Annotated in this window: 12 protein-coding genes and 1 riboswitch; of the genes, 8 read left to right on the top strand and 4 right to left on the bottom strand. The window is 61.2% G+C overall.

What is annotated here, in order from left to right; genetic code table 11:
• Window positions 1–97 precede the first annotated feature (97 nt).
• Window positions 98–1363 carry a sodium:proton antiporter gene (locus HX817_RS22415; RefSeq protein WP_008434094.1) on the top strand — a complete coding sequence of 422 codons (1266 nt, stop codon included), beginning with the start codon at window positions 98–100 and terminating at the stop codon, window positions 1361–1363.
• Here HX817_RS22415 and HX817_RS22410 read toward each other — a convergent pair.
• Together HX817_RS22410 and HX817_RS22405 are read right to left on the bottom strand one after the other, a co-directional pair.
• A complete protein-coding gene (locus HX817_RS22410; protein ID WP_008434095.1) occupies window positions 1357–2244 on the bottom strand; it encodes a formate/nitrite transporter family protein in 888 nt (295 codons plus the stop codon). The two genes, HX817_RS22415 and HX817_RS22410, sit on opposite strands and share 7 nt — an antisense overlap.
• Before the next feature lie 77 nt (window positions 2245–2321).
• Window positions 2322–2726, bottom strand: a complete 405-nt coding sequence (locus HX817_RS22405; protein ID WP_003216852.1) for an acyl-CoA thioesterase — start codon at window positions 2724–2726, stop codon at window positions 2322–2324.
• A 198-nt stretch (window positions 2727–2924) separates the two neighbouring features.
• Window positions 2925–3030: riboswitch (S-adenosyl-L-homocysteine riboswitch) on the top strand.
• 21 nt (window positions 3031–3051) lie between these two features.
• On the opposite strand from HX817_RS22405, the gene ahcY reads away from it, so the two are divergent.
• From ahcY to HX817_RS22380, 5 genes are all read left to right on the top strand, one after another.
• A complete protein-coding gene (gene ahcY, locus HX817_RS22400) occupies window positions 3052–4461 on the top strand; it encodes an adenosylhomocysteinase (protein WP_003216850.1) in 1410 nt (469 codons plus the stop codon).
• Between the two features lie 175 nt (window positions 4462–4636).
• Complete coding sequence (gene metF, locus HX817_RS22395) at window positions 4637–5482, top strand: methylenetetrahydrofolate reductase [NAD(P)H] (RefSeq protein ID WP_008434100.1); 846 nt, start codon at window positions 4637–4639, stop codon at window positions 5480–5482.
• A gap of 75 nt (window positions 5483–5557) precedes the next feature.
• Window positions 5558–6640, top strand: coding sequence for a hypothetical protein (locus tag HX817_RS22390; protein ID WP_102604135.1), 1083 nt, complete (start codon window positions 5558–5560; stop codon window positions 6638–6640).
• A gap of 70 nt (window positions 6641–6710) precedes the next feature.
• Window positions 6711–7514, top strand: coding sequence for an ABC transporter substrate-binding protein (locus HX817_RS22385; protein ID WP_177041222.1), 804 nt, complete (start codon window positions 6711–6713; stop codon window positions 7512–7514).
• 222 nt (window positions 7515–7736) lie between these two features.
• Entirely contained in the window at window positions 7737–9620 is a 1884-nt protein-coding gene (locus HX817_RS22380) for a DEAD/DEAH box helicase (protein WP_003216846.1), read from the top strand.
• A 69-nt stretch (window positions 9621–9689) separates the two neighbouring features.
• On the opposite strand, the gene HX817_RS22375 is transcribed toward HX817_RS22380, so the two are convergent.
• Window positions 9690–10286 (bottom strand): YceI family protein, encoded by a 597-nt coding sequence (locus HX817_RS22375; protein WP_003216844.1) that lies wholly within the window; start codon window positions 10284–10286, stop codon window positions 9690–9692.
• A 32-nt stretch (window positions 10287–10318) separates the two neighbouring features.
• Window positions 10319–10870, bottom strand: a complete 552-nt coding sequence (locus tag HX817_RS22370) for a cytochrome b (protein WP_003216842.1) — start codon at window positions 10868–10870, stop codon at window positions 10319–10321.
• 280 nt (window positions 10871–11150) lie between these two features.
• On the opposite strand from HX817_RS22370, the gene HX817_RS22365 reads away from it, so the two are divergent.
• Together HX817_RS22365 and HX817_RS22360 are read left to right on the top strand one after the other, a co-directional pair.
• Window positions 11151–12557, top strand: coding sequence for an adenosylmethionine--8-amino-7-oxononanoate transaminase (locus tag HX817_RS22365; protein WP_177041220.1), 1407 nt, complete (start codon window positions 11151–11153; stop codon window positions 12555–12557).
• An 86-nt stretch (window positions 12558–12643) separates the two neighbouring features.
• Window positions 12644–13363 (top strand): 16S rRNA (uracil(1498)-N(3))-methyltransferase, encoded by a 720-nt coding sequence (locus tag HX817_RS22360; RefSeq protein WP_087693231.1) that lies wholly within the window; start codon window positions 12644–12646, stop codon window positions 13361–13363.
• Window positions 13364–13399 lie beyond the last annotated feature (36 nt).

Here is a 13399-nt window from a genome sequence, read left to right as displayed (position 1 = left end):
TCTTGCAGCCTCACCCAGGTGATGCCATCGCAGCCTCGCTGGGGCTCGACAGCTCCCACATATGATCTCTACTCACTCCTCCATCCAAGGACCCCGGATGCTTGAACTTGTCGCTGCGTTTATTTGCCTCACCACCCTGCTCACGTATGTGAACTACCGCTTCATCGGCCTGCCGCCCACCATTGGTGTGATGGTGACGGCGCTGATGTTTTCCCTGCTGCTGCAAGGCTTGAGCTTTATCGGCTACCCCGGCCTTGAAGAGCGCATCCAGCAGTTGATCGGCCAGATCGACTTCGGCGACTTGCTGATGAACTGGATGCTCTCGTTCCTGCTGTTCGCCGGCGCCTTGCACGTCAACCTGAGCGACCTGCGCAGTTACCGCTGGCCCATCGGCCTGCTCGCCACCTTCGGCGTATTGATTGCCACGGTGGTGATCGGCAGCCTGGCCTTCTACATCTTTGCCCTGTTCGGCTGGCACGTGAGTTTCCTGTACTGCCTGCTGTTCGGCGCGCTGATTTCCCCCACCGACCCGATCGCCGTGCTCGGTGTGCTGCGGACCGCCAATGCGTCGAAACCACTGAAAACCACCATCGTCGGCGAATCGCTGTTCAACGACGGCACGGCGGTGGTGGTGTTCACCGTGTTGCTGGGCATCGCGCAACTGGGCGAGACGCCTACGGTCGGCGCCACGGCCATGCTGTTTGCCCATGAAGCGATTGGCGGCGTGGTGTTTGGCGGGCTGATCGGCTACATCGTGTACCTGATGATCAAGAGCATCGAGCAGTATCAGATCGAAGTGATGCTGACCCTGGCCCTGGTGATCGGCGGCTCGGCGATGGCCACTGAACTGCACGTCTCGGCACCGATTGCGATGGTGGTGGCGGGCCTGATCATCGGCAACCTCGGCCGCAAGCTGGCGATGAACGACATGACCCGGCGCTACCTGGACGGTTTCTGGGAACTGCTCGATGACATGCTAAACGCCCTGCTGTTTGCGCTGATCGGCATGGAACTGCTGCTGTTGCCGTTCAACTGGCTGCACGTGTTGGCCGCCAGTTTGCTGGCCGTGGCAATCCTGTTGTCACGCCTGCTGACGGTGGCCCCGGCGATCCTGCTGCTGCGCCGCTGGCGCACGGTGCCCCGCGGCACCATCCGCATCCTCACCTGGGGTGGCTTGCGCGGCGGGGTTTCCGTGGCACTGGCTCTGGCCCTGCCACTGGGCCCGGAGCGTGACTTGCTGCTGAGTATCACCTACATCGTGGTGCTGTCGTCCATCCTGTTGCAGGGCTTGAGCATCGGCAAGCTGGTCAAGCATGTGACCAAGGATGAGCCGGCGCCTGCTGCGGCGCCGGAGACTCACTGACCCTTGTTGATCTGCTGCGGATGCCTCGGGTCCGCAGCGGCTTTGCCCGGCAGGCTGCTTTCGCTGCGAATCTGCGCATGGCTGATCAGCGCAAAGATAAAGCTGCCGCCGATGATATTGCCCGCCAGCGTCGGCCCGGCGAACACCAGCCAGAAGTCTTTCCACGGCAGCTCGCCGGCGAATACCAGGTACGACACTTCCGCCGAGCCCACCACGATGTGGGTGAAGTCTCCCAGTGCCATCAGGTAGGTGATCAGGATGATGATCCAGATTTTGGCGCTTTCCATGGAGGGGATCATCCACACCATGGTGGCGATCATCCAGCCCGACACGATGCCCTTGGCGAACATCTGGTAGGCGTCGTTTTCCATGACCTTGCGCCCGATTTCCAGGAAGGCCAGGTCGGTCTTGGTGTCAAAGATCGGCAAGTGCAGCATCACGTACGCCACCAGCAAGGTGCCGCACAGGTTGCCCACCAGCACCACGGCCCATAAACGCAGCAGGCGTGCGAAATTCTTCAGCGTGGGTTTGCTCATCACCGGCAACACCGCGGTCAGGGTGTTTTCGGTGAATAACTGCTGACGGGCGAGGATCACGGCAAGAAAGCCGGCGCAGTAACCAAAACTGGCGATCACCTTGAACTCTTCGCCATCCGGCAGGCGCGAGTTGAGCAAGCCCATGCCCATCAGTGACAGGCCCATGGTCAGGCCGGCGGCCAGCGCCGACCACCACAACGCGGCGACGTTGCGCTCCAGTTCCTGGTCGCCTTGAGTGCGGATGATTTCATGCAGAACCGCCGCGCGAGGCGGCTGGTTCTTGTCGACGTCGTGCTGTTCTTCCTGCGACAGATTGGGGGTCTTGCCGTCTTCTTGCGTGGCCATGGTGATACCTGAACGGGGGGGCGATGTTCAGGTACGACCTATGGTTGATCAAGAGCGTTCACTGGCCCTGCGCAGGATTACTCGCCGAGGCCTTCCGACTGGAACTGATCCTTCACGTACTTGATCTCGGTACGGCCGTGGGGCGCTGGCAACCCGTCTTCACCCAGGTTCACGAAGACCATTTTTTCCACCGTCAGAATGCTCTTGCGGGTGATCTTGTTGCGCACTTCACAGGTCAGGGTGATGGAGGTGCGACCGAACTCGGTGGCGGTGATGCCCAGTTCGATGATGTCGCCCTGGCGCGAGGCGCTGACGAAGTTGATTTCGGAGATGTACTTGGTCACCACCCGCTGGTTGCCCAACTGGACAATCGCGTAGATGGCCGCTTCTTCGTCGATCCAGCGCAGCAGGCTGCCACCGAACAGGGTGCCGTTGGGGTTGAGGTCTTCGGGTTTTACCCATTTGCGGGTGTGGAAGTTCATGTTCACTCCAAAGCGTGTTGCGAAATGATGGGCAACATCATGGCAGAGGCCGGGCCCAAGCTCTATGAGCCATTGCCTATCAACCCCATGAGCGATCTTCATGCCGCCGACAGAAAGGCTTTAGAAGTCAGGCGCAGGCGGCTATAATCGCCTCCGCTTCAAAACGGTCATCTTCGATTGATACCGTTCTCCCGCCACCTGTCCGAGGGGCGCTGCAGCAGGCTCGACCTGTCAGGCTCGGATGGGGCGTTGTCCGGCCTGGTTAGCCAGCTGGATACTAAACGCACAACGGCGCCCATTCGCACACTACGAATGGAGGCTCTTCATGAGCGCTGTAATCACGCCTGCAGGTTTTACCGACTACAAAGTCGCCGACATGTCCCTCGCTGCCTGGGGCCGTCGCGAAACCTTTATCGCCGAATCCGAAATGCCAGCCCTGATGGGCCTGCGTCGCAAGTACGCCGCTGAGCAGCCGCTCAAGGGCGCGAAGATTCTCGGCTGCATCCACATGACCATTCAGACTGCCGTGCTGATCGAAACCCTGGTTGCCCTGGGTGCCGAAGTACGCTGGTCGTCCTGCAACATTTTCTCGACTCAAGACCAGGCCGCTGCCGCTATCGCTGCTGCCGGTATCGCCGTGTTCGCCTGGAAAGGCGAGACCGAAGAAGAGTACGAGTGGTGCCTGGAGCAAACCATCCTCAAGGATGGCAAGCCATGGGACGCCAACATGATCCTCGACGACGGCGGCGACCTGACCGAGCTGCTGCACAAGAAATACCCGCAGATCCTCGACCGCGTCCACGGCGTGACCGAAGAAACCACCACCGGCGTACACCGCCTGCTGGACATGCTGGCCAAGGGCGAGCTGAAAATCCCGGCCATCAACGTCAACGACTCGGTGACCAAGAGCAAGAACGACAACAAGTACGGCTGCCGTCACAGCCTGAACGATGCGATCAAGCGCGGCACCGACCACCTGTTGTCCGGCAAGCAAGCGCTGGTGATCGGCTACGGTGACGTGGGCAAGGGTTCGTCCCAGTCCCTGCGTCAGGAAGGCATGATCGTTAAAGTCTCCGAAGTCGACCCGATCTGCGCCATGCAAGCCTGCATGGACGGTTTCGAAGTGGTTTCGCCGTTCATCAACGGCCAGAACGACGGCACCGAAGCCAGCATCGACAAGGCCCTGCTGGGCAAGATCGACCTGATCGTGACCACCACCGGCAACGTGAACGTGTGCGACTCGAACATGCTCAAGGCCCTGAAAAAGCGCGCCGTGGTGTGCAACATCGGTCACTTCGACAACGAAATCGACACCGCTTTCATGCGCAAGAACTGGGCATGGGAAGAAGTGAAGCCACAGGTACACAAGGTTCACCGTACCGGTGCTGGCGATTTCGACCCGCAGAACGATGACTACCTGATCCTGCTGGCCGAAGGCCGTCTGGTCAACCTGGGCAACGCCACTGGCCACCCAAGCCGCATCATGGATGGCTCGTTCGCCAACCAGGTACTGGCCCAGATCTTCCTGTTCGGCCAGAAATACGCCGACCTGTCGCCCGCCCAGAAAGCCGAGCGCCTGACCGTGGAAGTACTGCCGAAGAAACTCGACGAAGAAGTGGCCCTGGAAATGGTCCGCGGCTTCGGCGGCGTAGTGACTCAACTGACCAAGACCCAGGCCGACTACATCGGCGTGACGGTCGAAGGCCCGTTCAAGCCGCACGCTTACCGCTACTGATTTGCCTGCTGCCTGCTCCCCATGTGGGGGGCAGGCTTTTGTGGGAGCGGGCTTGCTCGCGAAGGCGGTGTGTCAGTCGACTTATCTACTACTGACATACCGCCTTCGCGAGCAAGCCCGCTCCCACATTGACGGTGTGCACCTTCTGGCTTTATGAGTTTCCATAGGTATGACCATGTCCCAAGACCGTCGCTACAGCTTCGAGTTCTTCCCGACCAAGACCGATGCTGGGCATGAAAAACTGATGGCAACTGCCAAGCAGTTGGCCAGCTACCACCCCGATTTCTTCTCCTGCACCTACGGTGCCGGTGGCTCCACCCGCGATCGCACGATCAACACCGTGCTGCAGCTGGAAAGCCAAGTCAAAGTACCTGCAGCTCCGCATTTGTCCTGCGTGGGCGACAGCAAGGCCGACCTGCGCAGCCTGCTGACCCAATACAAGCAAGCCGGCATCAAGCGCATCGTCGCCCTGCGCGGTGACCTGCCGTCCGGGATGGGCATGGCCAGCGGCGAGCTGCGCTACGCCAATGACCTGGTGAGCTTCATTCGCGAAGAAACCGGCGATCACTTCCACATCGAAGTGGCCGCTTATCCGGAGATGCACCCCCAGGCGCGCAATTTCGAAGACGATCTGCAGAATTTCGTGCGCAAGGCCAACGCCGGCGCCAACAGCGCGATCACCCAGTACTTCTTCAACGCAGAGAGCTACTTCTACTTCGTTGAGCGTGTACAAGCGATGGGCGTGAACATCCCGATCGTGCCGGGCATCATGCCGATCACCAACTACAGCAAACTGGCGCGCTTCTCTGACGCCTGCGGCGCGGAAATCCCACGCTGGATTCGTAAACAACTGGAAGCCTACGGCGACGACGTCAAGAGCATCCAGGCGTTCGGCGAACAGGTCATCAGCGAAATGTGTGAACAATTGTTGCAAGGTGGCGCGCCAGGGTTGCACTTCTATACCCTGAACCAGGCTGAGCCAAGCCTCGCTGTCTGGAACAACCTGAAGCTGCCACGCTAAGGTCTGTTCCGAAATGCAAAGGCCCTCATAATGAGGGCCTTTGCCGTTCTAAACGCCCACGGAATTCTGCAGTCCATGAATACAACCGCCCCGACGTCCCGCCCGCAACTGGTCTACCTGGTGTTCGGCGCAGAGACTTACCATCAGGAAGCGGTATTCAGCATCGCCAGCGCCCTGTCGTTCCTGCGGGACGAGCCGGACACAGGCATCGACATCCAGGTCTTCACCGACAACCCCGAGCCCTACCGCCTGCTGCCGGTACGGGTACGCCCGCTGGACGAAGCCACGCGCAAACGCTGGAGCGAGCCTCACGGCTACCACTTTCGCACCAAGCACGTAGTGCTGCGGCAAGTGTTGCAAGAATCCGAAGTGGCGCTGCTGATCGACACCGATACGTTTTTCCATCATTCGCCCCTGGCGCTGTTTGAACGCGTGCAACCGGGCACTCTGCTGTGCAACGCCTTCTACACCAAGTACGGCGACAACCACGAAAGCATTCTGTACAGCGCCCTGTACCAGCGCCTGCTGGACATGGGCGTGGCCGACGATGACATGATGACCCTCAATTCAGGGGTCATGGGCCTGACGCAGCAGGACGCGCACATCCTCGACCGCTCGATCGAGTTGATGGACGAACTGTTTCCCCATGCCCAGGGCGCCTACACCCTGGAAGAGTTCTGCCTGTCCATTGCCGCCTATCGCACCCTCAACGTGCGCGAATGCCCGGACCTGATCCACCATTACTGGAGCCGCAAACAGCTGTTCCGGGCCAAGGTCAAGGCGTGGATCGCCAAGCATGGGGCAAACCCCACCAGCGCCACGGCCCTCGATGACACGCGCCAGGTTTCCGCCCACCTGCCCCGCCCGCCTCGTCTGCAACGCTTGATGTACAAGCTGATCACCCTGGCACTGCCCAAGCACCAACAGCAGTTCATCCGGGAAATCCTCTACGGCTGCTACGAACATGAAAACGAGTTCGACCAGGCGTGTGGCCCGGTTTGGTGGGACAAGGCCCGACAAAACCAGGAAGAGCGCCAGGGTCGACCGGTGGATGCCCATCTGCTGGAGCACTGGTTTGGCAATCCCGTGGTGCGGCTGATTCTCGGCGAGCGGCGCGAGGCGATCTACGAACACCTGATCAAATCTCCGGGCAAGTAAACCTGGCGGGTGCCCGCAGATCACGGTGCCAGAGCTTCTCTTTAGCCCGATACAGTCGTAATCTCAGGGTATGCCTGTCACTTTCCGGTTATTGACTGCTGTTCTTTTCGCTTGCCTGAGCCTCGGTGCCCATGGCGAGAAACTGCGCATTGTCACCGAGCCCTGGGCGCCTTACGTCTACGACGACAACGGCACCATGCGCGGGCTCGACTACGAGACCACGGTGATCGTGTTCCAGCGCCTGGGCATCGATGTGGATTGGCAATTCCTGCCCTGGAAGCGCTGCCTGGCGATGCTCGACCAAGGCCAGGCCGATGGCGCACTGGATATTTTCCACAGCCACGAACGCGACGCGGTGCTGCTGTACCCCACCGAGCCGCTGTCCGAGGTGGAGTTCGTGCTGTTCTACGCCAATCAGCGCCCACACCCGTTCCAGACCTTCGACGACCTGCGCGGCCTGACCATCGGCACCTCGCCAGGCTACCTCTATGGCGCCGAATTCAGCGAGTCCACCCTCTTCAAGCAGGAGCCGGCCGCCAGCCATGAGGCCAACTTCGGCAAACTGGCCCTTGGCCGGATCGACCTGGTGATCACGGACCGTCGGGTTGGCCAGCATGTACTCAAGGCCCTTGGACTTGAGGACCAGGTCACCCAGGCACCCCAGGTAGTCAGCAGCCAGCCACAGTTCCTGGCCGTGCGCCGCGGTGCCGGCATGGATTTGCTGGTGCAACGCTTCGCCGCCGAACTCAAACGCTTCAAGCAAGAGCCTGCCTACGCGGCCTTGAGTGCCAAATATGCGGGCAGCAGCCCGCAAACCAGCGCATCAGCCCTGCCCGTACGCACCGTTGAGCAGCAGGAAAGCGGCGCAGAGTGATTGCTCTGTTATACTCCGGCCTTTCCGCCAGGCTTACGCCCGGACGCTTCGGTCTTGCAAAAGGCACCCGACCCCGCTACAGCGCAGCTTTCAAGCCCGCGCGAGCCGTCTGAGTGCCCGCCAGCCCCAGCAGGACCGGACGGGATTGCGTTCATCTAAACGCCATTCACGCCAGGCAAGACTATCCCTCTGGGCCAAGCCCTAACTAAAACAGGATTACTCATGTCCTTTGCTTCCCTCGGTCTCTCCGAGGCTTTAGTCCGCGCCATCGAGGCAGCGGGCTATACCGAGCCTACTCCGGTGCAACAGCGGGCCATTCCCGCCGTGTTGCAAGGCCGCGACCTGATGGTTGCGGCTCAGACAGGTACTGGTAAAACCGGCGGCTTCGCCCTTCCGATCCTGGAGCGGTTGTTCCCCAACGGTCACCCGGACAAATCCCAGCGTCATGGCCCGCGCCAACCGCGCGTACTGGTCCTGACCCCTACCCGCGAACTCGCCGCCCAAGTGCATGACAGCTTCAAGCTGTATGCCCGCGACTTGAAGTTCGTCAGCGCCTGCATCTTCGGCGGCGTCGGCATGAACCCACAGGTTCAGGCCATGTCCCGTGGTGTCGACGTACTGGTTGCCTGCCCGGGTCGTTTGCTCGACCTGTGCGGCCAAGGCAGCGTCGATTTGTCCCACGTGGAAATCCTCGTGCTGGACGAAGCCGACCGCATGCTCGACATGGGCTTTGTCCATGACGTGAAAAAGGTCCTCGCGCGCCTGCCGGCCAAACGCCAGAACCTGCTGTTTTCGGCCACGTTCTCCAACGACATCACCGCGTTGGCGGGCAAGTTGTTGCACAACCCCGAGCGCATTGAAGTCACGCCGCCGAACACCACGGTCGAGCGTATCGAGCAGCGCGTATTCCGCCTGCCGGCCGCCCACAAGCGTTCGCTGCTGGCCCACCTGATCACCGCCGGCGCGTGGGAACAGGTGCTGGTGTTCACCCGCACCAAGCACGGCGCCAACCGCCTGGCCGAGTACCTGGACAAGCACGGCCTCACCGCCGTCGCGATCCACGGCAACAAGAGCCAGAATGCCCGCACCAAAGCCCTGGCCGACTTCAAGGCCGGTGAAGTGCGCATCCTGGTCGCCACCGACATCGCCGCTCGCGGCCTGGACATCGACCAACTGCCCCACGTGGTCAACTTCGAGCTGCCAAACGTCGATGAAGACTACGTGCACCGTATCGGCCGTACTGGCCGGGCCGGTCGTTCGGGCGAGGCCATTTCCCTGGTCGCACCGGACGAAGAAAAGCTGCTGAAAAGCATCGAGCGCATGACCAAGCAGAAAATCGCCGACGGCGACCTGATGGGCTTCGACTCCAGCGCCGTTGAGGCCGAGAAGCCTGAAGTGCGCGAGCGTCCGGACGTGCGCAACCCGCGCAACAACCCACGCGGTCCGAAGGGCGATGGCCCGAACGGTGGCGGTGGCGGTGGCGGTCGTAAAGACAAGGGCAAGGACAAGGGCGGCAAGGACAAGGCTGCGACCAATGGCCGTGGCGAACGCCCGGCCCGTGAGCAAAAGCCCCGTGAAGGCACCCCGGCCCGCGAACAGCGCCAGCCGAGCCAGCCGCCACGTGCTGCTGCCGACCGTGCTCCGGACGAGTTCCTGGACGACGATGTGGACAACTTCGGTAACCGCGTTGACTACGTGCCCCAGGCCAAGCCGGCCCAGGGCCGTGGTCGTCGTCCGGGCGCTCCGGCCCAGGGCGCAGGCGCAGGTACTCCGCGTACCGGCGGGCAGCCACAAGGTCGCCAGAACGGTCCGCGCAGCAGCAACGGCGCCACCACCGGCACCCCGCCTGCCAAGCGCAGCGGCCCGCGCAACGGTGCACCGCGTGACGGCCAGGCCCGTCGCGAAGAGTCGCGCAACCGTCGCCCGGCGCGTGATGATCAACCTCGTCTGTCGGAGCCAGCGGTGCAAAACCCGCGCGGCGGCCCGGCACCGAAGATCATCCACAAAGAGTCGAAAAGCGATCGCACGCTGACACCTGAGCAGTTGGATCAACTGCCGGGCCGTCCACGTGGTGAAAAACCGGCGTTGCTGACCCGCAACCGCTGAGTTTTCAAAGCGCCATAAAAAATGCCCCGGATCGCGAGATCCGGGGCATTTTTGTGTGGCCGGCGAAAATTACTTCGCTTTCACACCTTCAAACGTCACGTACAGCTCAACGTTGTTGGACGCTGGGCCCAGGTCCATCTGCTTGCCGAAGTCCTGGCGATTGAAGGAGGTAGTACCTTCAAAGCCGGCACGGTAGCCGCCCCATGGATCCTTGCCTTCACCCAGGAAGGTCGCCTTGACGACGATCGGCTTGGTCACGCCGTGAAAGGTCAGGTCGCCGGTCACGTCAGCAGTGACTTGGCCAGCGGCATTCTTGCCAGTGGTCTTGACGCTGGTGGAGACGAACTTGGCATCGGCAAACTTGCCAACGTCCAGGAAGTCTTTGCTGGCGATGTGCTTGTCACGTTCGGCGTGGTTGGTGAACACGCTGGCGGTGCGGACGTTGAACTCAATCTTGCTGTCTTCAGGCTTGGCAGCATCGAAGCTGAACTTGCCGTCCAGGTCCTTGAAGGTACCGGTGATGAAGCTGTAGCCCAAGTGGCTGATCTTGAAGTCAACGAAGGCGTGCTGGCCTTCCTTGTCGACAACGTAGTCAGCTGCCATCGCCTGACCGGCAGTCAGCAGGGCAGAACCGATGGCCAGAGCGGCGAGAGTCTTTTTCAACATGCTTTCTATTCCTTGTGAGTCGAGGTTGAACATCAGGCTTTGCGCCCCAGCATACGAACCAGGGTCACATCACGATCAATGAAATGGTGTTTCAGCGCGGCCACGCCATGCAGGCCGGCGAACACCACCAATACCCAGGCCAGGTACAAATGCACCACGCCTGCAGTGTCTGCCTGGTCCGGTAGCCCGGAAACCAGCGCAGGAATCTCAAACAAGCCAAACACCGGGATCCCGACACCGTCTGCGGTGGAAATCAGGTAACCGGCAATCATCACGGCAAACAGCCCGAGATACAGGAACGCGTGGCCAAACGCAGCCCCCAGACGCGTCATGCGGCTATAGCTGGCAAGCGGTGGCGGCGGCGGGCTGACCAGGCGCCAGACGATCCGCACGAGCATGATGGCGAACAGCGTAATGCCGATGCTCTTGTGCAGGTCCGGGGCGTCTTTGCGCCAGGCACTGTAGTAGTCGAGACCGACCATCCACAGGCCCAATGCGAACAGACCGAACACCACCAGGGCCACGCCCCAGTGCAAAACGATGCTGACCCAGCCATAGCGGGCCGGTGAATTACGTAGTTGCATGTCCCAAATCCCGTAAGAGCTGTGGCAAGACTATCGATTTACCTATCGAATTAAAGCGGAAAATTTCGCTTTGAAATATCGAGAAATACGATCAAGAGCGTATGCAGAGTAAGTTAACAAGAGATTAAGGACTATCCAGAAGAAACGTGACGGACTGTCCTGCGTTTACCACCAATTTACGCTTCAGACTCGCAATGGGTTGTGACACAGGCCTGCATTGCATAGGCTTGCGCGATTGTTTCGCCCGCGCACGTCGCGAGCCGCTTCGAGGAGAATGAACATGGGTTTGAATAACCAGTGGATGCAACGCGACCTTGCGGTGCTGTGGCATCCCTGCACCCAGATGAAAGACCACCAGCAACTGCCGCTGATCCCGATCAAGCGCGGTGAAGGCATCTGGCTGGAAGACTTCGAAGGCAAACGCTACCTCGACGCCGTCAGTTCCTGGTGGGTCAACGTGTTTGGCCACGCCAACCCGCGCATCAACCAGCGCATCAAGGACCAGGTCGACCAGCTGGAACACGTGATCCTCGCCGGTTTCAGTCACCAGCCGGTAATCGAGCTGTCCGAGCGCCTGATGAAGATGACCCCCGAAGGCCTGACCCGCTGCTTCTACGCCGACAACGGCTCGTCGTGCATCGAAGTCGCGCTGAAGATGAGCTTTCACTATTGGCTCAACCGCGGCCTGCCGAACAAAAAGCGCTTTGTCACCCTGACCAACAGCTACCACGGCGAAACCATCGCCGCGATGTCGGTTGGCGATGTGCCGCTGTTCACCGAGACCTATAAAGCCCTGCTGCTGGACACCATCAAGGTGCCGAGCCCCGACTGCTACCTGCGCCCCGACGGCATGAGCTGGGAAGAACATTCCCGGAACATGTTCCTGGCCATGGAGCAGACCCTGGCCGAAAACCACGACACCGTGGCCGCCGTGATCGTCGAGCCGCTGATCCAGGGCGCCGGCGGCATGCGCATGTACCACCCGGTGTACCTCAAGCTGCTGCGCGAAGCCTGCGACCGCTATGGCGTACACCTGATCCACGACGAAATCGCCGTGGGCTTTGGCCGCACCGGTACGATGTTCGCCTGCGAACAGGCCGGCATCCGCCCGGACTTCCTGTGCCTGTCCAAGGCCCTGACCGGCGGCTACCTGCCGCTCGCCGCGGTGGTCACCACCGACGATGTGTACGACGCCTTCTACGACGACTACCCGACCCTGCGGGCCTTCCTGCACTCCCACAGCTACACCGGCAACCCGCTGGCCTGTGCGGCGGCCCTGGCGACCCTGGATATCTTCGAAGAAGACAACGTCATCGAAAACAACAAGGCCCTGGCCCAGCGCATGGCCACCGCCACCGCGCACCTGGTGGACCACCCGCACGTCTCGGAAGTGCGCCAGACCGGCATGGTGCTGGCCATTGAGATGGTGCAGGACAAGGCCACCAAGACCGCCTACCCGTGGCAGGAACGCCGTGGCCTGAAGGTGTTCGAGCATGCGCTGGAGCGAGGCGCTCTGCTGCGGCCGTTGGGCAGCGTGGTGTACTTCCTGCCACCGTATGTGATCACCCCGGAGCAGATCGACTTCCTGGCTGAAGTGGCCAGCGAAGGGATCGACATTGCCACCAACAGCAAGGTCAGCGTGGCGGTGCCCAAGGATTTCCACCCGGGGTTTCGTGATCCGGGCTGATTGAGTTGATCGTTCCCACGCTCCGCGTGGGAATGCAGCCATGGACGCTCCGCGTCCGCCCTGCACACTATTTCCAGAGAACAGAAATGAGACTGTCCCGCTTTTTTGTCGACGCCCCCCTGAGCCTTGGCGACCACGAGTTGCCGGAAGCCCAGGCGCACTACATCAGCCGCGTATTGCGCATGAGCGAAGGCGACCCCGTGCAGTTGTTCGACGGTTCCGGACAGGAGTTTCGCGCCAGCTTGCTGGAAGTCGGCAAAAAACGCGTGGTGGTGCAAGTCACCGAAACATTCGCCGGGCAGGTCGAGTCGCCATTGCAGATTCACCTCGGCCAGGGCCTGTCCCGTGGCGAGCGGATGGACTGGGCGATCCAGAAAGCCACCGAGCTTGGGGTGAATGAAATCACCCCGATCTTCAGCGACCGCTGCGAAGTGCGCCTCAAGGACGAACGCGCCGACAAACGCCTGCAGCACTGGCGCCAGGTGGCGATCAGCGCGTGCGAGCAGTGCGGTCGCTCGCGAGTGCCGGTGATTCACCCACCGCTGTTGCTGGCGGATTGGTTGAAACAGGCCGAAGCGGATTTGAAGCTGGTGCTGCACCCGGTGGCCGAGCCCCTGGTGAGCCACGCCAAGCCTGGGAGCCTGGCCTTCCTGATCGGGCCGGAGGGTGGATTGACTGATGGCGAAGTCGAAACGGCACAAGGTGCGGGGTTTCATGCCGCACGGTTGGGCCCACGGGTGCTGCGTACCGAAACTGCGCCAGTCGTGGCGCTGGCGGTGGCTCAACAACTCTGGGGCGACTTCTAAACCCGTTTTGCAAACCCCATCAAATGTGGGAGCGGG

Origin of the sequence: Pseudomonas sp. C6002 (assembly GCF_013385805.1) — a bacterium.
Classification (GTDB): Bacteria; Pseudomonadota; Gammaproteobacteria; order Pseudomonadales; family Pseudomonadaceae; genus Aquipseudomonas.
Note: the sequence above shows the minus strand (reverse complement) of the source record. Positions and strands in the feature narration are given on the sequence as shown.

Coding starts and splice junctions, on each gene's coding strand:
- HX817_RS22415 (WP_008434094.1), top strand. CDS start 98: ATGCTTGAACTTGTCGCTGCGTTTATTTGCCTCACCACCCTGCTCACG.
- HX817_RS22410 (WP_008434095.1), bottom strand. CDS start 2,244: ATGGCCACGCAAGAAGACGGCAAGACCCCCAATCTGTCGCAGGAAGAA.
- HX817_RS22405 (WP_003216852.1), bottom strand. CDS start 2,726: ATGAACTTCCACACCCGCAAATGGGTAAAACCCGAAGACCTCAACCCC.
- ahcY (WP_003216850.1), top strand. CDS start 3,052: ATGAGCGCTGTAATCACGCCTGCAGGTTTTACCGACTACAAAGTCGCC.
- metF (WP_008434100.1), top strand. CDS start 4,637: ATGTCCCAAGACCGTCGCTACAGCTTCGAGTTCTTCCCGACCAAGACC.
- HX817_RS22390 (WP_102604135.1), top strand. CDS start 5,558: ATGAATACAACCGCCCCGACGTCCCGCCCGCAACTGGTCTACCTGGTG.
- HX817_RS22385 (WP_177041222.1), top strand. CDS start 6,711: ATGCCTGTCACTTTCCGGTTATTGACTGCTGTTCTTTTCGCTTGCCTG.
- HX817_RS22380 (WP_003216846.1), top strand. CDS start 7,737: ATGTCCTTTGCTTCCCTCGGTCTCTCCGAGGCTTTAGTCCGCGCCATC.
- HX817_RS22375 (WP_003216844.1), bottom strand. CDS start 10,286: ATGTTGAAAAAGACTCTCGCCGCTCTGGCCATCGGTTCTGCCCTGCTG.
- HX817_RS22370 (WP_003216842.1), bottom strand. CDS start 10,870: ATGCAACTACGTAATTCACCGGCCCGCTATGGCTGGGTCAGCATCGTT.
- HX817_RS22365 (WP_177041220.1), top strand. CDS start 11,151: ATGGGTTTGAATAACCAGTGGATGCAACGCGACCTTGCGGTGCTGTGG.
- HX817_RS22360 (WP_087693231.1), top strand. CDS start 12,644: ATGAGACTGTCCCGCTTTTTTGTCGACGCCCCCCTGAGCCTTGGCGAC.